The sequence below is a fragment of the Mesorhizobium monacense genome (assembly GCF_056781675.1).
The window spans coordinates 6,776,867-6,799,949 of the sequence record NZ_CM165567.1 but is presented as its reverse complement, the minus strand read 5'-3'; the positions used below and the strand labels follow the sequence as shown (position 1 = coordinate 6,799,949).

The following is a 23,083-nucleotide window of genomic DNA, read 5'->3' as shown; positions in this document are numbered from 1 at the left end:
TTCAACCGTCGAGCCCTAATCAATACCACTGCCTTGATTGTTGCGGGAAGATCAGGTGAAGCGAGATGTTGACCGTCTATAATTGTATCGTGCACGAACACGATCTGAGACTGGTTGCGCTGGCGGCGCTTATTTGTGGCATTTCTTCCTTCTCCGCGATCAATCTGCTTCGCCATGTCGATCGGTCGACCAACAGAAACCGATTCGCCTGGCTGATGATTGCCGCCACCTCGACCGGATTCGGCATCTGGGCGACCCACTTCATCGCGATGATTGCGTTCTCGCCGGGAATACCGAACGCATACGATGCGGAACTGTCCGTGCTTTCGCTTGCCGCCGCCGTCATCCTGACCGCCGTCGGCATGTGGATCGCCACCTTGCGCGGCGGCATCGATCACTACCTTGTCGGTGGCGCCGTGCTTGGCAGCGGCATCGCCACCATGCACTATACCGGGATGGCGGCGTTCGAGGTGCAGGGCCGGATCGTCTGGGATCAGCTCCTCGTCGCCGTCTCGCTGGTGGCCGGCATCACGCTTGCCGCACTCTCGCTTCTCGTCGTGCTGCGCCGGCCCTCGACATCGGGGACAATCGGCGCCGCGGTGCTTCTGACGCTGGCGATCTGCACCTTGCATTTCATCGCCATGGCCGCGGTGTCGATCTACCCGGACAGCTCCATAGAAATATCGAAATACACTGTCGAACCGATGTCGCAGGCCTTTGCCGCCGCCGCGGTCAGCCTGATGATCCTCGTGCTTTCGGCCGCGGCACTCTGGATCGATCTGCGCTTCCGCCGTCACAAGGTCGAGGCCGAGCGCATGCATGGCCTGGCCAACGCCGCCGTGGAGGGTCTCATCGTCTGCGACGGCACCCGCATTGTCAGCGCCAATGACAGCATCGCGGCGCTGACCGGCATCGCGGCAGGCACGCTGAACACGATGCTGCTCGGCGATCTGTTCGGCGAGCGCGCCGCGTCGAGCATGGTCGAAGGACAGGCGCAGGAAGCCGAACTCCGAAGCCACGACGGCACCCGCATACCCGTGGAGCTGATCGCCAGAAGCATCGACTATTGCGGCAAGCCGCACGATGTGGTCGCCGTTCGCGACATCCGCGAACGCAAGAAGGCCGAGCAGGAGATCGTCCGCCTCGCTCATTTCGACCCGCTGACCGGGCTTGCCAACCGCCGCAGCTTCACGGGCCGCCTCGAAGCCGAAATTGCCGTGGCGGGCCGAGGCGGCAAGGGCGGCAATCTCGCGCTGCTGCTGCTCGACCTCGACCGGTTCAAGGAAGTGAACGACCTCTTCGGCCATGCCGCCGGCGACGCCATGCTGCAAAAGGTTGCGCAGTGCGCGTCAGCCTTACTTCGCCCCGGGCAGATGCTGGCGCGCCTCGGCGGCGACGAATTCGCCATCATCGCGCCGAACCTTCCCGATCCCCAGGCGGCGGGTCGAATCGCCGAGGCGATGCTTGCCGCAATGCGCGAGGAGAACAAGCTGTCGCCCGGCGGCGGCCTTGTCTCGGCCAGCATCGGCATCGCCCTCTACCCGCTCGATGCGGACGAACAGGCAGCCCTCGTCAGCCATGCCGACACCGCGCTCTATCGCGCCAAGGCCGAAGGCAAGGACACCTACCGCTATTTCGAGGCCTCGATGGGCGCCGAGGCGCGCGACCGGCGGGTGCTGGAACACGATTTGCGCCAGGCGGTGGCGCGCAACGAATTTCGCCTCGTCTATCAGCCGCAGAAGGAAATCAGCAGCGGCAGGATGATTGGCTTCGAGGCCCTGATCCGCTGGCAGCACCCGCAGCGTGGAGAGGTTTCCCCGGCCGTGTTCATCCCGGTGGCCGAGGACAGCGGCGCCATCCTGCAGATCGGCGAATGGGTTCTTGCGACGGCCTGCGAGGAAGCCGCCCGCTGGAAGAACCCGCTGACCGTCGCCGTCAATGTCTCAGTCGTGCAGCTGCACAATCCGAATTTCAGCCGCAAGGTGCACGAAGTCCTGCTTCGATCCGGCCTGGCGCCGGGCAGGCTCGAGCTGGAGATCACCGAAACCGCGCTGGTCAAGGACATGCCGCGCGCGCTGGCGACCTTGCGGCAGGTCAAGGCGCTCGGCGTCCGCGTCGCCATGGACGATTTCGGCACCGGCTATTCCTCGCTTTCCAACCTTCGCGCCTTTCCCTTCGACAAGATCAAGATCGACGGCTCCTTCATCAAATCGGTCGACAGGAACGGCCAGGTCGCGGCGATCGTACGCGCCGTGCTGGGACTGGGTCGCGGCCTCGGCCTACCGGTCCTGGCCGAGGGCGTCGAGACATTGGGCGAGCTGCGCTTCCTCGACGCCGAAGCCTGCGAGATCGGGCAGGGCTTCTATCTTGGCAGGCCGAGCCCCATCGAGACGTTCGGCGAACTGACCGGCGTGACGGGGCCAGCGGTCAACGACGACGCCAGGCAACGCGGCGGCAGCATCCTGATGCTGGAGCCGGCCGCGGCGCTGCGCTCAATCTGACGGGCCAAGTGCGGCTTCGACCAGCCGCTTGGCATCGGGGCTCGACCATTCGGCGGGCCCGTTCATATGGGCGATCAGGCAGCCCTCGCCATCGATCAGCATTGTCACCGGCAGGCCCAATGCCAAGCCGCGCTTCTTGACGTCGTTGAACAGCCCCATCGTCGAATCCCGGTAGTAGCCGAGCGTCTCGATGCCGATATCGGCGAGAAACTTCTTCGGCTTGGCGTCGTCGCCGGTATCGACATTGACCGCGACGACCTGGAAGGCATCGCTGCCCTTTTCCTTCTGCAACGCGTCGAGCGCCGGCATCTCGGCACGGCAGGGTGCGCACCATGTCGCCCACAGATTGAGCAGCACCGTCTTTCCGGCATGATCGGCAAGCGTCATCGGCTTGCCGTCGGGACCGTTGAAGGCAAGGCTTTTCAGCGATTGCGGCGGGTCGGCCGGCAACAGCGCTGCAACCTGGCCGGTGGCGGCAGCCGCAATCTTCTTGGCACGGTCGGCCTTCGCCGCGCAGACGGCATCGTCCTTGCCGTCGCCGGCTGTGGCTTGCGCCGGCACGTTGTTGCCAGACCGGCTCTCGCTGACATATACCGCGACCGCGCCGGCCAGCACGCCCGCCACCAAAGCGGCGAGGATGAGGCGCGGAGCCGGGAATAATCTATTGCCGTCTGCCATTTTCTTAAAACTGCTCCGGAGCACGGGTTATAGCGATGAGCGACAAGAAGGCCAGCAACCAGATGTGGGGCGGACGTTTTGCCTCGGGTCCGGCCGCGATCATGGAAGCGATCAACGCATCGATCTCGTTCGACCGCAAACTCTACGCGCAGGACATCAGAGGCTCGATCGCCCATAGCGAGATGCTGGCGCAAACGGGCATTATTTCGGCGGCCGATCAAGAAAAAATCGCTCACGGGCTGAACACGATTCTGAAAGAGATCGAGGCCGGCACATTCGAATTCTCGACCAGGCTGGAAGACATCCACATGAATGTCGAGGCTCGCCTTACCGATCTGATCGGCCCGGCCGCCGGCCGCCTCCACACCGCCCGCTCGCGCAACGACCAGGTCGCGGTCGACCTCCGGCTCTGGATCAAGGACGAATGTTTCCGTGTCGCCGAAGCGCTGAAGGGGCTGATCGCGGCCTTCCTGGAACGGGCCGAGGAGCATGCGGCAACCGTGATGCCGGGCTTCACCCACATGCAGGCGGCGCAGCCGGTGACTTTCGGCCATCACTGCATGGCCTATGTCGAGATGTTCTCGCGCGACCTGTCGCGCGTTCGCGACGCCATCGAACGGATGGACGAAAGCCCGCTGGGCGCGGCGGCGCTTGCCGGCACCAGCTTTGCCATCGATCGGCACCAGACCGCCAAGGCGCTCGGCTTCCGCGAGCCGATGCGCAACTCGCTCGATAGCGTCTCGGACCGCGATTTCGCGCTCGAGTTCCTGGCACTGGCGGCGATCTGTGCCACGCATCTGTCGCGACTCGCCGAGGAGATCATCATCTGGTCGACGCCGCAATTCGGCTTCGTCAGGTTGTCGGACAGTTTCTCCACTGGCTCCTCGATCATGCCGCAGAAGAAGAACCCCGACGCCGCCGAACTGGTGCGCGGCAAGACCGGCCGCGTCACCGGCCACCTGGTCGGCCTGCTAACGGTCATGAAGGGCATGCCGCTGACCTATGGCAAGGACATGCAGGAAGACAAGGAATCCGTCTTCGACGCCGCCGAGACGCTCGACCTGATGCTGGCGGCGATGAGCGGCATGGTGCGCGACATGACGGTGAATGCAGCCGCCATGAAGAAGGCGGCGGGCTTCGGCCATGCGACCGCGACCGACCTTGCCGACTGGCTGGTGCGTACGCTCGGCCTGCCGTTCCGCGAGGCGCATCACGTCACCGGCCGCGCGGTGGCGCTGGCCGAGGAAAAGAAGCTAGGTCTGGAGAAGCTCTCGCTCAAGGCTCTGCAGTCGATCCATCCCGGCATCACCGCTGACATTTTTTCGGTGCTGGCCGTGCAGAAGTCGGTCAAGAGCCGCGTGAGCTTCGGCGGCACCGCGCCGTCGGAAGTGAGGAAGCAGATCCGTTACTGGAAAAAGCGTCTGGCCAAGGCGTGACCTCGGCAGCAGCCTGATTTGCCGGGGTGCAAAGGCCCAAAAATTTCGCTAGAAGCAGGCAACGGATTTTTCTCGGACGGATGGATCGATGACCGGAAGCAGGATTTTGGTGACGCTGACGTTGCTGGCGGCGATGGCCGCCGTGACGGCTTGCGGCAGGAAGGCCGGCCTCGACACCCCTTACGAGGCCGCCGTGCAGGCCCGCAAGGACGCCGAGAAGGCCAAGCAGCCCGTGCCGCCGGAGCCGGAAAAACCGGTCGAGGACAAGAAGTTCATTCTCGACCCGCTGCTCTAAAGCCGATGAGATCACCCGATCTCATCGTGCTCCAACTTCCGGAACCACTCTCGTGAACCATTTCGACTACCGCGACGGCGTGCTCTACGCCGAGGACGCGGCGATATCAGATATCGCCGCAAGCGTCGGCACGCCGTTCTATTGCTATTCGACGGCGACGCTGACCAGGCATTTTCGCGTCTTTGCCCAGGCCTTTGCCGGGCTCGACGCGCTGGTCTGCTATGCCATGAAGGCAAACTCCAACCAGGCGGTGCTGCGCACGCTGGCCAGGCTCGGCGCCGGCGCCGACGTCGTCTCGGAAGGCGAATTGCGCCGCGCGCTGGCCGCCGGCATCCCGGCCAGCAAGATTCTGTTTTCGGGCGTCGGCAAGACCGCGCGCGAAATGGATTTTGCGCTTTCAGCCGGCATCCTCTGCTTCAACGTCGAATCCGAGCCCGAGCTCGAGCTGCTGTCGGCCCGCGCCGCAGCACTCGGCAAGGTGGCGCCGGTCTCGCTGCGCATCAACCCGGACGTCGACGCCAGGACCCACAAGAAGATCTCCACCGGCAAGGCCGAGAACAAGTTCGGCATCCCCTGGCAAAGGGCGAGGCAGGTCTATGCCCGCGCGGCAGCGCTGCCTGGCATCAAGGTCACCGGCATCGATACCCATATCGGCAGCCAGATCACCGAGTTGCAGCCCTTCGACGATGCCTTTGCCCTGCTCGTGGATCTGGTCGGCACGCTGCGCGCCGACGGGCATGCCATCGAGCATGTCGATCTCGGCGGCGGCCTTGGCATTCCCTACCGCGTCGACAACAGCCCGCCGCCACTGCCCGATGCCTATGCCGAGATCGTCAGGAAGCACGTCACCAAGTTGGGACTGAAGGTGATGTTCGAGCCGGGCCGGCTGATCGTCGGCAATGCCGGCATCCTGGTCTCGGAAGTGATCTTCGTGAAGGAAGGCGACGCCAAGAATTTCCTCGTTGTCGACGCCGCCATGAACGATCTGATCCGGCCGACGCTCTATGACGCCTTCCACGACATCAGGCCGGTGGTGCAGCAGCCGGCGGCAGCACCGCGCATGACGGTCGACGTAGTCGGCCCGGTCTGCGAGACCGGCGACTATATCGGTCTCGACCGCGACCTGCCCAGGCTGAAGGCCGGCGACCTGATCGCAATTTCCACCGCCGGCGCCTATGGCGCGGTGCAGGCCGGAACCTACAACACCCGGCTCCTGGTGCCGGAAGTGCTGGTCGACGGCGACCGTTTCCACGTCGTGCGCCCGCGCCAAACCTATGACGAACTGATTGGACTGGATTCGGTGCCCGACTGGTTGAATAGACCGTCGTCTTGAACCGAAGTCCGCGTTAATCCCCAGGAGCAAGCCATGGCCGACGGCATTTTGATCACCCGCGAACGCATTGCCGCGATGGAGCCCCGCATCCGGCCCTTCGTGCGCCACACGCCGGTGCTGCGCGTGGACATGGCCGATTTCGGCCGCCCGCCTCTGGCCGTCGACCTCAAGCTCGAATGCCTGCAGCACTCCGGCTCGTTCAAGGCGCGCGGCGCCTTCACCAATCTCCTCGAACGTCCCGTGCCCGCGGCCGGCGTCGTTGCCGCGTCGGGCGGCAACCATGGCGCGGCGGTCGCCTATGCCGCCATGCGGCTCGGCCACAAGGCCACCATCTTCGTTCCCGAAGTCAGCCCGCCGGCCAAGCTCGACCGCATCCGCGGCTACGGCGCCGACCTGGTTGTCGGCGGCGCCCGCTATGCCGAGGCATTGGCCGCCAGCGAAAGCTTCGCCGAGAAAACCGGCGCGCTACAGATCCACGCCTTCAACCAGGAGGAGACGCTGGTCGGCCAGGGCACGCTCGGTCTCGAAATCGAGGCCGACCTGCCCGAGATTGACACCTTGCTCGTCGCCGTCGGCGGCGGCGGCCTGATCGGCGGCATCGCCGCCTGGTTTGCCGGCCGCATCAGGATCGTCGCCGTCGAGCCGGAAGGCGCGCCGACGCTGCATCTCGCCTTCGAGGCCGGACGGCCCGTCGACGCGCCGGCCGAAGGCATCGCCGCCGATTCACTGGCGCCGAAGCGGGTCGGCGAAATGATGTTCCCGATCGCCGAAGCCTATGTCGAGCGTTCCCTCCTGGTCAGCGACGACGACATCGCCGCCGCCCAGAAAGCGCTGTGGGACCGGGTGCGAATCATCTCCGAGCCGGGCGGTGCGGCGGCCTTCGCGGCGGTGCTGTCCGGCCGCTACCAGCCGGCGCCGGGCGAGCGGATCGCGGTTCTGGTGTGCGGCGCGAACGCCAATCCCGCAAAATTCTGACCATAACCGGTCAAGAATTCTTCTCGTTTTCGGAACCGCCTCGCCTTTGCCGTGTTTGCTGGTAAACTTGGAGTCGTAAGGTTCGGGCTATCCCGCCCGGACAGGAAGGGCCGATGACGGAACGACCCACTTCCAGCGGCGATCGCGGACTGGCCGGGCGCCTTGCCTTGAGCCGGCTGGCGACGCGGGTCTCAATGGTTGTCGAACGCGGCTGGCCATTGCTTCTGCCGCTGAGCATTGTCGCCAGCCTGTTCCTCAGTGTTTCATGGCTTGGCCTGTTTTCGCTTCTGCCCGATCCGGTGCGCATCGGCCTCCTCGCGGCGTTCGCCATCGCTGGCCTTGCCGCCCTCTACCCGCTGCGTTTTTTCCGTCTGCCCTCCGCCGCCGAGATCGATCGGCGCATCGAAGCGGCCAACGAGCTTCTGCACAGCCCGGTTCTGGTGCAGACCGACCGGCCAAGCGGCCGCGATAGTATCTTTTCGCAGGCGTTGTGGCGCGAACACCAGAAACGCATGGCGGAGCGGCTGGGCAACCTTGGCGCCGACCGGCCGCGCACCCGCGTGCCGGAGCGCGACCGCTGGGGCCTGCGCGCCGTGGCGGTGCTGCTGCTCGTCACCGCCTTTGCCTTCTCCTTCGGCCCCTCGGGCGGCAAGTTGAGCGACGGCTTCGTCGCGAGTGCGGCGCGCGACACTGTTCCGCCACGCATCGATGCGTGGGTGACGCCGCCTGCCTATACCGGCAAGCCGCCGATCTTCCTCACCGCCGACGCCAACCAGGCCGCCGCCACCTTCACCGTTCCGCAAGGCAGCGATGTCTCGCTGCGCGTCACCGGCGGTTCGGGCGAGGAGACGCTTGCCTACGCCGGCAAGAATGGCAGCGCCCGCGCCATCGACCCGGCTGGGTCGCCGGCAGCCAAGCCCGTGGCGAACACGGCGGCGCCCAAGGTGCGCCAGTTCACCGGCAAGCTGACCAGCGACGGCACGCTGACTTTGAAGTCGGGCGAGGACGACCTTGGCCACTGGGCCTTTGCGGTGATCCCGGACAAGCCGCCGACGATCCGTTTCGTCGGCGAACCCAAGCGTGCCGTCAACGGCGCCTTCGAGCTCAACTACCAGATCGACGACGACTATGGCGCCGCCTCCGCCAAGGCGGTTTTCGCGCCCGCCGACCCGCAGGCGCCGAATGCGCATCCGCTCTATGGACCGCCCGACTTGCCGCTGGTGCTGCCGCGCCGCGGCGGCAAGGGCAATGCCGCCAAGACCAGCAAGGACCTGACTGAGCACGTCTGGGCCGGCAGCAACATCAAGCTGACGCTTGTCGCCACCGACGACGCCGGACACACCGCGAGCAGCGAAACCAAGACGCTGGTCATGCCGGAACGGCCCTTCTCCAATCCGCTGGCAAGAGCCGTGATCGAGCAGCGCCGCATACTGGCGCTCGACGCCAATGCCAAGCCTAGCGTGCTCGACCTGATGGATGCCATCACGCTGCGCCCCGAAGACACCTTCGACAACATGGCACACTACCTCGCCATCATGAGCGCCCACAGCCGGCTGAAGATGGCCGGCAGCGACGACCAGCTGCGCAACGTGGTGTCCTATCTGTGGGAGATCGCGCTCGGCATCGAGGAAGGCAATCTGTCGGCGGCCGAAAGGCGGCTGCGCCAGGCACAGCAGGCGCTGCAGGACGCCATCAAGAACGGCGCCAGCGACGCAGAGATCGACAAGTTGATGAAGGAACTGCGCGAGGCGATGAACCAGTTCCTGCAGGAGTTCGCCGAGCGCGCGCAGCAGAACCCGAACGCACCGCAGATGCAGCAGAACGGCCAGGAGCTGCGCCAGAGCGACATCGATCGCATGATGGACGAGATCGAGAACCTGGCGAAGTCAGGCGACCGCGACCGCGCCCAGCAGCTTTTGTCGGAATTGCAGGACATGATGAACAACCTGCAGGCCGGCCGTCGCCAGCCCGGCGGCGAGCAGGACAGCGAGATGCGCCAGCAGATGGACAAGCTGGGCGAGATCATGCGGCGCCAGCAGGAGATGATGAACGATACCTTCCGCATGGACCAGATGCAGCGCGGCCAGCGCCAGCGCGGCGAGAATCGCGACGAGCAGCTTGGCGAAAACGGTGGCGGCCAGGATGAGGACAAACCCGGCCCGGGCGACGACCGCGATCCGCTCGCCCGCCCGAAGCAGATGACGCCGCAGGAATTCGCCGAAGCGCTGAAGCAGCTTCAGGAAGGCCAGGGCAAGCTCCAAAGCGACCTTGAGCAGTTGAAGAAGGGGCTGGAAGGCATGGGCATGCAGCCCAGTGAGGGATTCGGCGAGGCCGGCAAGTCCATGGGCAATGCCGAGCAGGCGCTCGGCGAAGGCGAGGGCGACCAGGCGGTCGGTCACCAGGGCCGCGCGCTGGAGGCGCTGCGCAGGGGCGCCAAGGACATGATGAAGCAGATGCAGGCCATGCAGGGCGACGAGGGCGGCAGCGAGCAGGGCGGCCGCCAGCAGAACGCCGATCGCGACCCGCTCGGCCGGCCGCGCGCCACAAGGGGCCCCGACGACGGCACAGAGGTCAAGGTGCCTGACGAGATCGACGTCCAGCGCGCGCGCCAGATCCTGGAAGCAATCCGCAAGCGGCTCGGCAATGCGCTCAGCCCCGACATCGAACGCAGCTATCTCGAGCGGCTGCTGGAACTGAAATAGCGGGTCCTGCCACTTCCAACCTCTTCGAACGGTCGCAACGCCATGCCGAAGCTCGGTGCCATCACCCCGATCCTGCGCATCTTCGACATTGCCTGGGATTCCCCTTGACGGTCGGATCGTGATTCAAGGCTTCTCTTTGGGAGGCAGCCTTGGGTGTTCTGGAGTGTCTGGACCTGAGCGACGAGCAGTGGGAGCGGATGTCGCCCCACAAGGGCGCGACTGCCGTCATCCCAAACAACCCGTCCAGAGCCCGCAAACCCCCCGCTCGATAGTCACCTCTGTGCCGAGAGGCATCTGATCGAGTGCTGCTTTTCGAAACTCAAGCAGTTCAGGCGCGCCGCTACACGCTTCGAGAAGACGGCGAGAAACTACCTCGCCGTCGTCACCATCGCAGCACCGTCCCATTGATCAGGTAACTGTCCACGCCGCCTAGAGAGAAATAGCTTGGCCCACACCCAGGCGTCTGGCCTCGCGGTAAGCGAGGTCGGCTGCCACCATATCCTCCATGGCGACACCCATGGCCTTGTAGATCGTGATCTGCTGATCTGACGTCCGACCTGGTCGCAGTCCCAGCAACATCGCGCCAAGATCAGTGCCTGCATCGGGATCGATATTTGCAAGTTCGCAACAACCCACGGGTGTTGGCGAGAAGGCGTCGCGCGTCTCAACGAAGAGCTTGCCGCGGGCGATCAACTCGATCGGAAGTTCGCCGCCGGGTGGCGCGACACCAACCGAGGACACGTGCGTTCCTGGTTGAACCCATTCTGCGGATATCGCGGGGACGTAGGAGTGCGTCGCGAGGCACACGACATCTGAAGAGCGTACCGCGCCCTCGAGGTCCTCGACGGCGGTGATACCTGAGTGACGTGAAGCCAGCGCCTGCGCATCAGCAAACTCCTTCGAGAAAACTCGGATTTCCTGGAAATCTCGAACGAGTGGCAACAGGTGAAGGTGCTGGCTAGCTTGAACGCCAGCGCCCACGACGGTCGCGATCTTGGCATTACGCCTGGCGAGCTCTCGCACTGAGAGGACGGCCGAGCCAGACGTGCGTACGGCCGTGATGTAGGTGCCATCCATGATGCAAACAGGCATTCCTGTTTCTGGATCGAAGAGATGTATTGTTGCGAGGTGACTTGGGATGCCCCGGGCGATATTGCCTTCGAACACGTTGACCAGTTTTACGGTCAAATACATGCCCTTCATCCAGGCCGGCATCGCCAACGAATAGCCTGCATTCGGAATATCGAGTTGTGGCCGCGCTGGATTGACGACACGACCGTCGGAAAGCGCTTTGAACCCGTCCGCTAGCGCGTCGAGCAGCTTGCGTAGGTCGATACATTTTTTGATCTCCGCTTCGCTCAGCGAGAGAATCTTGATCTCACCCTTTGTGTGATTGCTCGAGGCAGGTTGTGTGCTGTCCATGATGTTGCTTGCCTTCGTTCCGGTTAGGTGTTGTGTGCCTTTCCAACCGTATTGCGGCAACTGGCGTGATGAAATATATCAATTTCGAGCTCTTTGCGTGATTTTCACGCATTTAGACCCAAGAAAGTGTGGATCCGAAATGAACGATCTGGACCGTATCGACCGGATGCTGCTCGGGCTGTTGCAAGAAGATGGTCGCCGGACCGTACTTGACCTCGCCCAACGCGTTGGACTGTCACCGACCGGCGCATCACAGCGCATCAAGCGCCTTTTCAGTGAAGGCTTTATCCGCGCAGTGCGGGCTGTGCTGGAGCCCTCAAAGATAGGACGCGGCACGCTCGTCTTTGTCGAGGTAAGGCTCGATCATACCGCGCCGCACGTCTTCGACCGCTTTGCAGAGGCTGTTGCGAAGGCACCCGAAATCATCGAATGCCATATGGTGATTGGTGGTTTCGACTACCTGGTCAAAGCACGAATAGCTGACATGGCGACGTTTCAGGAATTCCTGCAGCGGGTCATTCTGCCGCTTCCTGGTGTCAGGGAAACGCACACTTACGCATCAATCGGTGATGTGAAGCCCGACGCATTGTTGCCGCTTTGACACCTCCGGTTTTCTGGACCGGTTGGGGCTGGAAAATTCCAGTCTAAACGGAGTTTTCGGCATGAAAAAAGTCGACGTTCACGCAGGCGCACATCGCCTTCATTCTGCGGCAGACCGGGGAGGGAGCGCCGGTTCCCGAGGTCTGCCGGAAGGCGCGTATGGCGAACTGATCGGCAAGAAATACCGCTTTGCCAGGCCGGGACTGGAAGAGACGCCTTGGCGGACGAAGGAGGTCACCGTCGGCGATCCGTTCGGCAATCGCCTGACCTTCTACGAGGACATGCCCACCCCGGAGTCATAGATCCGGCGTGATACCCGCCTGACCGGTAAGCATGAACGCCTCGCGGATCGCCTGTTCCATGCTGTCGATGGCTTCGCCGGAAACGCTCGGATTGCGGTGCAGAACGACATTCGAGGAATCGATGTCGCCGAAGCCGTCGGCTGCGCCGAGCTCGCGGCAGCCGGCGGGAACGTTGCTGCGTGAGATCGGCGCGATCGCGAGGCCCGAGGTCACGGCGAGCGTCAGGCCGCCATTGGTGTCGCTGGTATAGGCGACGCGGTAGCCGACGCCGCGCTGCTCCAGCGACTTGATGGCGAAGTCGCGGCACCAGCCACCACGGTTGTAGAGTGCGATCGGCACCGGCCGCTCCTCATGCATGTGATGGATGGCGGACGTGACCCAGACCGTCGGGTCATGCATCAGCACCTCGCCGCCCGAAAGGCCTTCCCATTCGAACACCACGGCGAGATCGAGCTGGCCCGCCGCCAGCGCCCGCATCTGCGAGTCGGAGTGGGCGTACCGCACCGTAACCTCGACCTGCGGATGGCGCTTGGCGAAGGCGCCGAGCGCGCGCGACAGGATCGAATGGCCATATTCGGCCGGAATGCCGATTCGGACCGGACCGTCGAGCGGCGGCGCCACCAGCGACGCCGCCGTCTCGTCGAGCAGCGAAACGATGCGCCTGGCATTGACGATCAATTCGCCGCCGCGGCGCGTCAGCGAAACGCCACGCGAGCCGCGCTCGAACAGGCTGTCACCGACCATGCTTTCGAGCTTCTTCATCTGCATGGAGACCGCCGACTGGGTGCGGCCGGCCTGTTCCGCCGCCTTGGTGAAATTGCCGGTCTCGGCCACCGCGACGAAGGTGCGCAGGAGGTCGCTGTCGAGGGTAGGCTTCATCGCATTTCGCCATAAGAATTTTTGATTGCTGGCATCATTCCAATTCGTTTGCAACATGTCAAACGCCGGCCGATAGTCCCCTCTCCCATTGGATATGCGACCGCGAAATCGGTTGCGGACCAATCGAAGAGTCCTCACTCATACCCGCCACCCGAAAACGGTGGCGGGTTCTTTTTACTGGTACGCAGTGGCTCGCGGGGGGCCGAAACATATGCAGAACCGGATGACGCTTGGCATCCTGAGCCTCTGTTTGGGCGTCCTGGTCTTTTCGCTGCAGGACCCGCTCGTCAAAGCGGTGTCGGGAGCCTATCCGGTGACCGAGGTGATGGCGATCCGCGCGATCGTCGCCCTTCCCATACTGATCGTTCTCGTCCACGCCGATGTCGGATTGCGGGCATTGCTGTCGCGGCGCTTCGGCCTGCTGACGTTGCGCGCCTTCATCCAGTTCTCGTCCTACACGGTCTATTATCTGGCGATCGCCGCCCTGCCGCTGGCCGACGCGGTGGCGCTTTATTTCATGGCGCCGCTGTTCATCATGGCCCTCGCCGGCCCCTATCTCGGCGAGCGCGTCTCATGGCAGACGCTGGCGACCGTTCTGATCGGCCTGGTCGGCGTTCTGGTGATGCTGCGCCCCGGCGCCGGATTGTTCGACTGGGCGGCCCTGCTCTCGCTCGGTTCGGCGGCGCTCTACGGTTTTTCGCAACTTATGGCGCGCAGGATCGGCGATACCGAATCGTCGACGGTGATGGCCTTCTACCAGAACGGCGCCTATCTCACTGGCGCCATCGTGGTCGCCGGCGCGTTTCACCTCGCCGGCATCACCCATGCGGTCCATCCGAGCCTCGAATTCCTAGTGCGGCCATGGGTGTGGCCGGCGCTGCCGGACTTCCTCAAGATGGCTGCCTGCGGCTTCGTCGCCTCGGCCGGCATGATCCTCTTGTCGCAGGGCTACCGGCTGGCGCCGGCCAACCGCGTCGCCACCTTCGAATACACCGGCATCCTCTGGTCGCCGCTCTGGGGTTTTCTGTTCTTCGCCGAGATACCCAGGGGAACAACGATGCTAGGTGCAGCGCTGATCATCGGCGCCGGCCTGTTGGCGCTTAACGCTAGCCGGCGCAGGCAGACGGCGACCGTACTTGCCGCGAGCGGCGATCCAGCCTGACACCTATCAGGCGAAACAGGTCAGCGCGCGTCCAACACGGGCGCGGATCTCGGCCAGCGTGAACGGTTTCTGCACGACGTCGAGAATGATGCCGTTCAGTTCCTCGGCGCGCTCGCGCTGGTCGGCATAGCCGGTCATCAGCATGATCTTCATCGCCGGAAACAGCTTCGCTGCAGCTATCGCCATCTCGATGCCGTCCATCTCCGGCATGCGGATATCGGAAACCACCAGATCGTAGCCGCCGCGGGACTGCTGGATCAGCGCAAGCCCTTGTGCGCCGTCGGCGGCAACAGCCACGCTGTGCCCATCGCGTTCAAGCGCGCGGGCGGCGAGAGTGCGGACGGACTCATCGTCCTCGACGATCAGAAGCTTTGCCATGGGCGGCATATTTGGCGGTGAAAAGTTGACTTTTCCTGAACCGCGAACGGCTTTTATGCATCCCCTTTGACGACGCCTACAAACGGCAATTCGCGAAAGGCGTGCGCGACATCCATGCCGTAGCCGACGACGAAATAGTCGGGGCAGTCGAAGCCGACATAATCGGCGTTGAGCGCCGTCTGGCGGCGCATGCGCTTGTCGAGCAGCACGGCGATCGAACAGCTTTTGGCGCCACGCGACAGCATCAGGTCGCGGGTGAAGGAGAGCGTCTTGCCGGATTCGAGAATGTCGTCGATCAGAAGCACGTCGCGGCCGGCGACCTCATTGTCGATGTCGCGCAGCACCCTCACCTCGCCGCTGGTGGTGCCGGCGCCATAGCTGGAAATGAAGATGAACTCGACCTCCGGCGACAGGCCGACATCGTGCATGGCGCGGATGAGGTCGGCGGCGAAGATGAAGGACCCCTTCAGCACCGAAATCACCAGGAGGTCATGGTAATCGTGACCGGCTATCTCCTTGGCGAGTTCGAGATTGCGCCGGGCGATCGCCGACGCCGAAAACAGGACCTCGATGTCCTTGCCACGCACAACTGGCATTTTTGGCCCTCCAGGCGCTCTGCCTACAGGGCCACGACCTTTTGGGTCTGCGGAAGCGCTGTAGACCTTTTTGATTTTGCACACGATCCCAGGAAACCGGTTTCTGGATCGAGCCTTAGCCGGCGAATGTGACCGATACGGACTTGACCCCGTTTCTAGGCACATCGAGGCGGCTGGAAAAGCCGAATCTTTCGCCGGGCGCCAAGGACCGGCTGGATGTCCCCAGCGTATAGCGCGTTACCTGGCTGTCATTGCCGGTGACCCGGATCTCCAGAGGCGGCAACGGCGCGGCCTTCGCCCCGTCATTGGCGGCTTCACCATCGACGAACAGGACCGGCTTCGGCCCTGAAGCGTCGATGCGGGAGGTGACGCTCGAGATGCTGAGCGCGACACCGGCTGGCTGCTCGGCGGCCCAGAACGGCGATTGGCGCACCAGCGCGTGGCCGCCCGAGACCCAGAAGGCGGCAAGTGCTGCACCGACGCCGGCGATCCAGAAGATCGGCCCGCCGCGCGATGCCGGCGGCCGCTCTGCAGCGGCTTCGGGTTTGCGCAGCATCTCCATGCCTTCGATCGGCGGCGGAGCGGCTACGTGCGGTTGCGGTCTGGCGGCCGAGGCTTCCGCATTGGCGGTGAAACGCGGCAGCACCTCATAATCGGCATCGACGACGTCGGCCGAAGCATCGCGCGCAAAGCGTTCCGGCGCGGCATTTGATGCCGTGCCGGTCATGATTTCGCCGGAAACGGGGCGCGCGGTTCGATCTTCAGCCATTATGGCCCTTGTTTAGTCTTCGTTTCTTTTGCGTAAACGGAAATGGTTAACGCTTCCCCACCGGAACCGCTGTGACGAACCGAAAAACACCGAAAATTAACCGACGGTTAACCATGCCGACCGATGGTCTTATAAGAGAAAAGGCAGGCGTTTCGCCGCCGCAAGTTTCAGGTCGTCGAACGTGATCCGCTTCGAAAATGTCGGCCTCCGCTATGGCATGGGTCCGGAAATCCTCCGCGACATTTCCCTGCACATTCCGGAGCGCTCCTTCCAGTTCCTGAGCGGCCCGTCGGGCGCCGGCAAGACGACGCTGCTGCGCCTTCTGTTCATGTCGCTGAAGCCGACGCGCGGGCTGATCACCATCTTCGGCAAGGACCGCTCGCGCATTTCGCGCAGCGAGCTGCCGCATCTGAGGCGGCGCATCGGCGTAGTGTTCCAGGATTTCCGTCTGCTCGACCACATGACCACCTATGAGAACGTGGCCTTGCCGCTGCGCGTACGCGGGCGCGAGGAGGCGAGCTATCGCACCGACGTCACCGAGCTGTTGAAATGGGTCGGCCTCGGCGAGCGCATGCATGTGCTGCCGCCCGTGCTGTCGGGTGGCGAGAAGCAGCGCGCGGCGATCGCGCGTGCGCTGATCGAGCAGCCCGAGATCCTGCTTGCCGACGAGCCGACCGGCAATGTCGACCCGCCGCTGGCACGCCGGCTTCTACGGCTGTTCATCGAGCTCAACCGTCTCGGCACCGCGGTGGTGATTGCAACCCACGATCTCGGCCTGATGGAGCAGGTCGACGCGCGCCGCATGATCCTGGCCGGCGGAAGGTTGGACGTCTATGACTGAACTTTCCGTCGAACACCTTCACGAACAGCCCACCGAGATGGCCGGAGCGGTGCAGCGCGTGCAGCGCAAGATGGCGCCAATCGTGCCGGCGCAGAACATTGCCGGCCGGGCGCTGGTGCTGGTCATCGCCATCATGACCTTCCTGTCCTGCCTGACCTTCGGCGCGGTAACGCTGGTGCGCGACACCGCTTCGGTCTGGGAGAACCAGATCTCGCGCGAGGCGACGATCCAGATCAAGCCTGTCGACGGCCTCGACATGGAGGCGGCCCTTGCCCAGGCCTCGCAGATCGCTGGCGAATTCCCCGGCGTGAAGGAGACCAAGATCATCGACCGCGACGCCACCGCCCGGCTGCTGGAGCCGTGGCTGGGTTCGGGCCTGAACATCGACGAATTGCCGGTGCCGCGCCTGGTCATCGTCACCATCGACGAGAACAACCCGCCCGATTTCGCCGCCATGCGCGCCGCGATCACACCCAAGCTGCCGAGTGCCGCACTCGACGATCATCGTACCTGGGTCGACCGCCTGGTGGCCATGGCCCGCACGACGGTGACCATCGGCATCGCCGTTCTGGCGCTGATGCTGTCGGCCACCGTGCTGACGGTGGTGTTCGCGACGCGTGGCGCCATGGCAGGCAACGGCCACATCATCGAGGTGCTGCATTTCGTCGGCGCCGAAGCGCGCTTCATCGCGCGCGAATTCCGCTGGCACTTCCTGGTCACCGGCATGAAGGGTGCCGCCGCCGGCGGGGCCGCCGCCATTCTGGTATTCATCGTCTTTTCCTGGTGGTCGTCGCGCAACATGGCGACGCCGCAGGCCGACCAGGCGACCGCCCTGTTCGGCAATTTCGCCATCGGATCGGCAGGCTATCTCGGCGTCGGCCTGATGGTCCTGGTAATCGGCGCGCTGACGGCGGCGACGTCGCACGCCACCGTGGTCACCTATCTCAGCGACATCGACATCCGTCAGCCGGACGCGGGCTGATGCATGGGATGGCGGCATGCATGAACGAAACAGGCTCAGGAACGATCACGGGTAGAAAACTGACGTAACGCAATGTGCGCTTTTTTTCCTATCAAAGGCCACATTTCAGGATTAACCATAGGATGATGGACGCGATGGACTCAACCGGAACGGCTGGACAGATGCCAGTGGTTGGTTCCCTTTTGCATGCCCGAGGCAGGCCGAGCCGATTGGCAAGAGCCCTGCGCATCTCCGCTTTCTCTATTCTTGCGCTGGCCGCATTGTTTGCCGGCGGCTTCGGCTGGTTCGCCAGCACCGTCAGCCATATGACGACTCCGGCCAATCCGGCCAAGGCCGACGCCATCATCGTGCTCACCGGTGGCCAGTCGCGCCTCGATGCCGCGATGGACCTGCTGGCCTCCGGCAAGGGTGAGCGGCTGCTGATCAGCGGCGTCCACCCTTCGGCCAGTCGCCGCCAGCTCCAGGCCGCAACCGGCGGCGACAAGGCGCTGTTTTCCTGCTGCGTCGACATCGACCGCGCCGCGCTCGACACGATCGGCAACGCCGAGGAGAGCGCCAAATGGGTGGAGAGCCACGCCTACGGCACCGTCATCCTCGTTACCAACAACTATCACATGCCGCGCAGCCTGCTGGAGATGAGCCGGCTGCTGCATGGCGCCAGGCTCGAACCCTACCCGGTGGTCAACACCAATCTCGGCAATGGCGGCTGGCTGACCAAGCCGGAGGCGCTGCGCGTACTTTTGACCGAATACAGCAAATATGTGCTGGCGCTGGCGCGCGGCATCGTGCCGGCTCGCCAGACCGGCAGCATCGCGGTGGCGCAAGCCGCGACAGCGCACGACTGAGCACTGCTCGAGCAATTCCAGGAAAAGTGTGAAACGGTTTTCCGTCCGGAATTGCGTCAAAACAAAGAGATAGAGCGGCCATGCGTTTCCGCGAAACGATGAACCGCTCTGGCCGGCATCAACCTGCGGCAGCAGTGCCCAGGGCGGCGCGCAGGTCGGCAATCTCCGCTTCGAGACGTTCTATGCGCTGGTCGCGCTCGGCCAGTGCGGCTGCCACGTCGGCCGCCTCGAAGCGCTGCGGAATGTGTTGCGGGCAATTGGCGTCCCAGGCCGACACCGTGAACAGGATGACCTGCTCGGGACGCGCCTTGTAGCCCCCGGGCATCAGCTTCGCCATGAGGTCGGCGTCGTCCTCGACGATGCGGGCCGTGCCCCAGATCTTGATGCGCTGCCGGCGGGCGTAGTCGATCAGGAACAGGAAAGCCCGAGAATTGTCGCTCAGATTGCCCTGGGTGATGAACTGCCTGTTGCCGGAGAAGTCGGCAAAGCCGATTGTGCACTCGTCGAGCACCTTCAGAAAGCCGGCGGGCCCGCCGCGATGCTGGATATAGGGCTGGCCCTCGCCGTTGGCCGTCGCCAGGAAAATGCTGGTCTGCGCCTCGATGAAACCGGCGAGATCGGCCGTGATCACTGCCTGCCAGCCGCCGCGCGCCTCGACGCGGGCATAGGCGTCGCGCGAACCCTTGCGGCTCTGGATCGCCTTGACGGTCGGTGTGAAGGCGACATCGCTGGTGAAGCTGTGAGCATTCATGAGAAGCCCTCCTCGCGGCCGCACCCTATGGCTATTGCCCACAGTAACTATGGCCTTCCATCCTTCGGATGTAGATGGCATATCTGCAATCTAACCTTCCATTTTTTGGGAGAATTATGGATCGTCTCGAGGCCATGTCGCTGTTCGTCGCCGCGGTGGAGGCCGGAAGCCTTTCCGCGGCGGGACGCCGTTTCGGCATTCCGCTGGCGACGGTCAGCCGCAAGGTCTCCGACCTGGAAAGACATCTGAAGACGCGTCTTTTGAACCGGTCGACGCGACGGCTGACGCTAACCGATGCCGGGCAGGCCTATCTGGCCGCATGCCGTCGCATTCTGGACGAGGTGGGCGAGGCCGAACGCAGCGCTGCCGGCGAATACAGCGCGCCCACCGGCGAACTGATCATCACCGCGCCCATCGTCTTTGGCCGACTGCATGTCCTGCCGGTCGTCACCGCCTTCCTCGCGGCCTACCCCGAAGTGGCGGTCCGGATGACGCTCGCCGACCGGATAACCCAACTGGTCGAGGAGCATATCGACCTTGCCGTGCGTATCGGCGAACTGCCCGACTCCAGCCTGGTCGCCATCCGCGTCGGCTCGATCCGCCGCGTCGTCTGCGCGAGTCCCGCCTATCTTACCGCCCACGGCACGCCGAAAACCCCGCAAGACCTCACGGCGCATAGCCGTATCACCTTCGAGAACCTCTCCGCTCCCGCCGCGTGGACCTTCGGTATGGGCAAGAGCGAACTTGCCATTCCGGTCCGCTCCCGGCTTCGGGTCAACACGGCGGACGCCGCGATCGATGCTGCGGTCGCCGGTGTCGGGGTGACGAAGCTGCTGTCCTACCAGATCGCCGCCGAGGTACGCTCCGGCACGCTATGCCCCATCCTGCAGGAGTTCGAGCCGCCGCCATGGCCGGTAAGTCTCGTCCATGCCGGCCAGGGCCTGCTGCCGGTAAAATTGCGCGCCTTTCTCGATTTCGCCGCGCCGCGCCTGAAGGAGCGCCTGACGCAGGCCATGTGGTAGACGGATGGCGCGCGAGCCCGGGATCGTTCCCGGCATCGCGCGTTTCCTTTTTGCCCGCGCTTGGTGTAACCAACGCACACCTCCTCACCGGGCCCTTCCTGCATGCTCTATATCCGCTCGCTGGCGTTCAACTTCGTCTTCTATATCAACCTGATCGTCCAGATGATCCTCTGGACCCCGTATTACTTCCTGTCGCCGCGCCACCGTGCCTGGTTCGTGCCGAAATTCTGGTCGGGCACCTGCATGTGGCTCTACGACAAGATCGCCGGCACAAAGGGCGAGATCACCGGCCTGGAAAACCTGCCCGAGGGTTCTTTCATCCTGGCGCCGAAGCACCAGTCGTTCTGGGACGCGATCGCCTTTTTCCCTTTCCTTCAGGACCCCCTCTACATCCTGAAGCGGGAACTGACCTGGATTCCCTTCTTCGGCTGGTACATCATGAAGATGCGCATGATCCCGGTCGATCGCGGCAGCCGCTCCAAGGCGCTGAAGGCGGTGGTCTCCGCGACCAGGCAAGAGATGGCACGCAATCCGCGTCAGTTGATCATCTATCCCGAAGGCACGCGTCGCGCACCGGGCGACGAGCCGGCCTACAAGTACGGCATCGTCGAGCTCTACACCCAGCTTGGCGTCCCCGTGGTGCCCGTTGCGCATGTTGCTGGCCTCTACTGGCCACGCCGCAAGTTCCTGCGCTACCCCGGCACAATCAAGGCTCGCTTCCTGCCGCCGATCCCGGCCGGGCTCGACAGGGAAGAGTTCATGGAGCGGCTGATCGGCGAGACGGAAGCCGCCTGCGATCAGCTCCTCGTCGAGGCCGCGCGCGTGCCAAACCCGCCGCCGATGCCGCCGACGGCGGTCAAGCGGCTGGCGGAACTCGGCGCGGCGAAGAAGGCGAAGGCCTGATTCCCAACAGTCCCGCTGGTCGGCTCATGGCCATGCCGCCAGTGCCGTGGTCAGCACCAGCGTTGCCGCGAACACCAGGTTGATGATCCGCGAAGCCAGCGGCTGACGCAGGAAGCGGGCGAATGCCGCCCCGGCGAGAAGCCACAGCGCATGAATGGCGACGATCATCAGAGCAAGGACCGCCAGCCTGGCCGAGATGCCGAGATCCCCGGCTCCCGACGAAGAGCCGGCGAGTACGGCGGCAATCGCCACATAGGCTTTCGGATTGGCGACGGCGAGCAGGAACCCGCCGAGGAAAGTGGGACGGGCAGCGCCACTGTCACGCGCGGCCAGCGGCGGCGCCGTCGCTATCTTAAAGGCGAGGTAGAGGATGTAGGCAGCGGAAGCGATCGCCAGCAGCGGCGCCAACGTCGGCATCGAGGCAAGCGCCGCCATGATGCCGGTGGCCACCACCAGCAGCACGGCGATCGTGCCGGCGATGATCCCCGACGCATAGCGGAGCGAATCGCGCAGGCCGAACGCAGCGCCTACGGCGGTGACGCTGATCGTCGCCGGCCCCGGACTGCCCATGACGACGGTTGCCGCCAGCACCAATACCAGCAATTGCTGCAATTGCTGCGTATGCGAAAGAACCTCTGCGGCCATCTCGGCTTCCCGCATCTTGCCACGATGCGAAACGCTATGACGAGACAGCCCAGCGCGTCTTGAACGATCGTGCGTCGGCGCAAGGCCGCCGGCGGCTATGCGCTCGCCTCGTCCAGCGCGGCCATATCGTCGGCGCCGAGCGCCAGCGATGCAGCGCGCACCAGGCTGTCCACCTGGGCGAGCGTCGTGGCGCTGGCGATCGGCGCCGTAATGCCTGGCCGCGCCATCACCCAGGCTAGCGCCACCTCCGCCTGCTTGGCTGAATGACGCTCGGCCACGGCATCGAGTGCTGAGAGGATGCGCATGCCGCGTGGATTGAGATAGTCCTTGACGCCGCCGCCGCGCTGGCTTTTGCCGAGGTCTGTCTCGCTGCGGTATTTGCCGCTCAGAAACCCCTTAGCGAGACCGTAATAGCTGATGACGCCGATGTCCTCCGCGAGGCAGAGATCGCGCAGCGAACCATCGAAGGATGAGCGGTCATAGAGATTGTAGGCCGGCTGCAGCGCTTCGTAGCGCGGCAGGCTGCGCAGGCTTGCAACATCCAGCGCCGCGCGCAGCTGGCCGGCGTCGAGGTTCGAGCAGCCGGCATGGCGGATCTTGCCCTTGGCAAGCAGGCTCTGGTAGGCGCCGAGCGTTTCTTCGTAGGGCGTGGCCGGATCGGGCCAATGCGACAGATAAAGGTCGATCACATCGGTCTGAAGCCGCTTCAGCGACTGGTCGACTGCCTTTTCGATGTAGGCAGCGGAGAGATCCCGCTTGCCCTGACCCATGTCCGAGCCGACCTTGGTGATGACGATGATCTTGTCGCGGTTGCCGCGGCTTTTCATCCATTTGCCGATAATGGTTTCGGACTCGCCACCCTTGTTGCCGGCATGCCAGCGCGAATAGGCATCGGCCGTGTCTATGGCGTTGAGGCCGGCGCCGGCAAAGCGGTCGAGCAGGTCGAAGGAGGTCTTTTCGTCGGCGGTCCAGCCAAAGACATTGCCGCCCAGAACCAGCGGCGCGATGGAAAGGTCGGTACGACCGAGACGGCGTTTCTGCAAGATTGGCTCCGTGATGCTGGAAT

Annotated in this window: 23 protein-coding genes and 1 pseudogene; 15 read left to right on the top strand and 9 right to left on the bottom strand. The window is 64.1% G+C overall.

The window, feature by feature from the left end:
- Positions 1-65 precede the first annotated feature (65 nt).
- Complete coding sequence (locus tag AC1RUK_RS32560; RefSeq protein ID WP_481837353.1) at positions 66-2,501, top strand: EAL domain-containing protein; 2,436 nt, start codon at positions 66-68, stop codon at positions 2,499-2,501.
- Here AC1RUK_RS32560 and tlpA read toward each other — a convergent pair.
- Positions 2,493-3,179 (bottom strand): thiol:disulfide interchange protein TlpA, encoded by a 687-nt coding sequence (gene tlpA / locus AC1RUK_RS32555; protein WP_481837354.1) that lies wholly within the window; start codon positions 3,177-3,179, stop codon positions 2,493-2,495. The two genes, AC1RUK_RS32560 and tlpA, sit on opposite strands and share 9 nt — an antisense overlap.
- A gap of 35 nt (positions 3,180-3,214) precedes the next feature.
- Here tlpA and argH point away from each other — a divergent pair, with 35 nt between their 5' ends.
- The 6 genes and pseudogenes from argH to AC1RUK_RS32525 form a co-directional block, all read left to right on the top strand.
- Positions 3,215-4,615, top strand: coding sequence for an argininosuccinate lyase (gene argH / locus AC1RUK_RS32550; RefSeq protein WP_481837355.1), 1,401 nt, complete (start codon positions 3,215-3,217; stop codon positions 4,613-4,615).
- Between the two features lie 88 nt (positions 4,616-4,703).
- Complete coding sequence (locus AC1RUK_RS32545; RefSeq protein ID WP_120016324.1) at positions 4,704-4,910, top strand: hypothetical protein; 207 nt, start codon at positions 4,704-4,706, stop codon at positions 4,908-4,910.
- Positions 4,911-4,962: 52 nt separating this feature from the next.
- On the top strand, positions 4,963-6,243 hold the full coding sequence (gene lysA, locus AC1RUK_RS32540) for a diaminopimelate decarboxylase (protein WP_481837356.1): 1,281 nt from the start codon (positions 4,963-4,965) through the stop codon (positions 6,241-6,243).
- A gap of 33 nt (positions 6,244-6,276) precedes the next feature.
- Positions 6,277-7,218: a threonine/serine dehydratase gene (locus tag AC1RUK_RS32535; protein WP_481837357.1), complete on the top strand. Its 942-nt coding sequence runs from the start codon at positions 6,277-6,279 to the stop codon at positions 7,216-7,218.
- A 113-nt stretch (positions 7,219-7,331) separates the two neighbouring features.
- On the top strand, positions 7,332-9,920 hold the full coding sequence (locus AC1RUK_RS32530) for a TIGR02302 family protein (protein ID WP_481837358.1): 2,589 nt from the start codon (positions 7,332-7,334) through the stop codon (positions 9,918-9,920).
- 209 nt (positions 9,921-10,129) lie between these two features.
- Positions 10,130-10,328 (top strand): annotated as a pseudogene (locus AC1RUK_RS32525) (IS5/IS1182 family transposase); the annotation flags it as partial.
- 21 nt (positions 10,329-10,349) lie between these two features.
- Here the strand turns inward: AC1RUK_RS32525 and AC1RUK_RS32520 are convergent.
- Positions 10,350-11,342, bottom strand: a complete 993-nt coding sequence (locus tag AC1RUK_RS32520) for an ornithine cyclodeaminase family protein (protein WP_481837359.1) — start codon at positions 11,340-11,342, stop codon at positions 10,350-10,352.
- 139 nt (positions 11,343-11,481) lie between these two features.
- Here AC1RUK_RS32520 and AC1RUK_RS32515 point away from each other — a divergent pair, with 139 nt between their 5' ends.
- Together AC1RUK_RS32515 and AC1RUK_RS32510 are read left to right on the top strand one after the other, a co-directional pair.
- Entirely contained in the window at positions 11,482-11,943 is a 462-nt protein-coding gene (locus tag AC1RUK_RS32515) for an Lrp/AsnC ligand binding domain-containing protein (RefSeq protein ID WP_120016320.1), read from the top strand.
- 61 nt (positions 11,944-12,004) lie between these two features.
- Entirely contained in the window at positions 12,005-12,244 is a 240-nt protein-coding gene (locus tag AC1RUK_RS32510; RefSeq protein WP_481837360.1) for a glyoxalase superfamily protein, read from the top strand.
- On the opposite strand, the gene AC1RUK_RS32505 is transcribed toward AC1RUK_RS32510, so the two are convergent.
- Positions 12,239-13,123 (bottom strand): LysR substrate-binding domain-containing protein, encoded by an 885-nt coding sequence (locus AC1RUK_RS32505; protein WP_481837361.1) that lies wholly within the window; start codon positions 13,121-13,123, stop codon positions 12,239-12,241. The genes AC1RUK_RS32510 and AC1RUK_RS32505 overlap by 6 nt on opposite strands.
- A 211-nt stretch (positions 13,124-13,334) precedes the next feature.
- Between AC1RUK_RS32505 and AC1RUK_RS32500 the strand changes: the two genes are divergently transcribed.
- Complete coding sequence (locus tag AC1RUK_RS32500; RefSeq protein ID WP_481837362.1) at positions 13,335-14,285, top strand: DMT family transporter; 951 nt, start codon at positions 13,335-13,337, stop codon at positions 14,283-14,285.
- Between the two features lie 6 nt (positions 14,286-14,291).
- Here the strand turns inward: AC1RUK_RS32500 and AC1RUK_RS32495 are convergent, their stop codons facing one another.
- From AC1RUK_RS32495 to AC1RUK_RS32485, 3 genes are all read right to left on the bottom strand, one after another.
- Positions 14,292-14,663 carry a response regulator gene (locus AC1RUK_RS32495; RefSeq protein WP_481837363.1) on the bottom strand — a complete coding sequence of 124 codons (372 nt, stop codon included), beginning with the start codon at positions 14,661-14,663 and terminating at the stop codon, positions 14,292-14,294.
- Positions 14,664-14,716: 53 nt separating this feature from the next.
- A complete protein-coding gene (gene hpt / locus AC1RUK_RS32490; protein WP_006200213.1) occupies positions 14,717-15,259 on the bottom strand; it encodes a hypoxanthine phosphoribosyltransferase in 543 nt (180 codons plus the stop codon).
- Positions 15,260-15,374: 115 nt separating this feature from the next.
- The gene (locus AC1RUK_RS32485) at positions 15,375-16,031 is read right to left on the bottom strand and encodes a hypothetical protein (RefSeq protein WP_481839331.1); all 657 of its coding nucleotides are present in this window, start codon (positions 16,029-16,031) and stop codon (positions 15,375-15,377) included.
- A gap of 178 nt (positions 16,032-16,209) precedes the next feature.
- On the opposite strand from AC1RUK_RS32485, the gene ftsE reads away from it, so the two are divergent.
- The 3 genes from ftsE to AC1RUK_RS32470 all read left to right on the top strand — a co-directional run bounded on the left by ftsE (position 16,210) and on the right by AC1RUK_RS32470 (position 18,696).
- The gene (ftsE, locus tag AC1RUK_RS32480; protein ID WP_006200215.1) at positions 16,210-16,869 is read left to right on the top strand and encodes a cell division ATP-binding protein FtsE; all 660 of its coding nucleotides are present in this window, start codon (positions 16,210-16,212) and stop codon (positions 16,867-16,869) included.
- Complete coding sequence (locus AC1RUK_RS32475) at positions 16,862-17,851, top strand: cell division protein FtsX (protein ID WP_481837364.1); 990 nt, start codon at positions 16,862-16,864, stop codon at positions 17,849-17,851. Before ftsE ends, AC1RUK_RS32475 begins: the two co-directional genes overlap by 8 nt.
- Before the next feature lie 122 nt (positions 17,852-17,973).
- Positions 17,974-18,696 carry a YdcF family protein gene (locus AC1RUK_RS32470; protein WP_481837365.1) on the top strand — a complete coding sequence of 241 codons (723 nt, stop codon included), beginning with the start codon at positions 17,974-17,976 and terminating at the stop codon, positions 18,694-18,696.
- Positions 18,697-18,814: 118 nt separating this feature from the next.
- Here the strand turns inward: AC1RUK_RS32470 and AC1RUK_RS32465 are convergent, their stop codons facing one another.
- The gene (locus tag AC1RUK_RS32465) at positions 18,815-19,447 is read right to left on the bottom strand and encodes a pyridoxamine 5'-phosphate oxidase family protein (RefSeq protein ID WP_481837366.1); all 633 of its coding nucleotides are present in this window, start codon (positions 19,445-19,447) and stop codon (positions 18,815-18,817) included.
- Between the two features lie 116 nt (positions 19,448-19,563).
- On the opposite strand from AC1RUK_RS32465, the gene AC1RUK_RS32460 reads away from it, so the two are divergent.
- Together AC1RUK_RS32460 and AC1RUK_RS32455 are read left to right on the top strand one after the other, a co-directional pair.
- Positions 19,564-20,469: a LysR family transcriptional regulator gene (locus tag AC1RUK_RS32460; protein WP_481837367.1), complete on the top strand. Its 906-nt coding sequence runs from the start codon at positions 19,564-19,566 to the stop codon at positions 20,467-20,469.
- A 102-nt stretch (positions 20,470-20,571) separates the two neighbouring features.
- A complete protein-coding gene (locus tag AC1RUK_RS32455) occupies positions 20,572-21,372 on the top strand; it encodes a lysophospholipid acyltransferase family protein (RefSeq protein ID WP_481837368.1) in 801 nt (266 codons plus the stop codon).
- A 24-nt stretch (positions 21,373-21,396) separates the two neighbouring features.
- Here AC1RUK_RS32455 and AC1RUK_RS32450 read toward each other — a convergent pair whose 3' ends face one another.
- Together AC1RUK_RS32450 and AC1RUK_RS32445 are read right to left on the bottom strand one after the other, a co-directional pair.
- The gene (locus AC1RUK_RS32450) at positions 21,397-22,017 is read right to left on the bottom strand and encodes a LysE family translocator (RefSeq protein ID WP_481837369.1); all 621 of its coding nucleotides are present in this window, start codon (positions 22,015-22,017) and stop codon (positions 21,397-21,399) included.
- Between the two features lie 95 nt (positions 22,018-22,112).
- Positions 22,113-23,060 carry an aldo/keto reductase gene (locus AC1RUK_RS32445; protein ID WP_481837370.1) on the bottom strand — a complete coding sequence of 316 codons (948 nt, stop codon included), beginning with the start codon at positions 23,058-23,060 and terminating at the stop codon, positions 22,113-22,115.
- Positions 23,061-23,083: the final 23 nt, after the last annotated feature.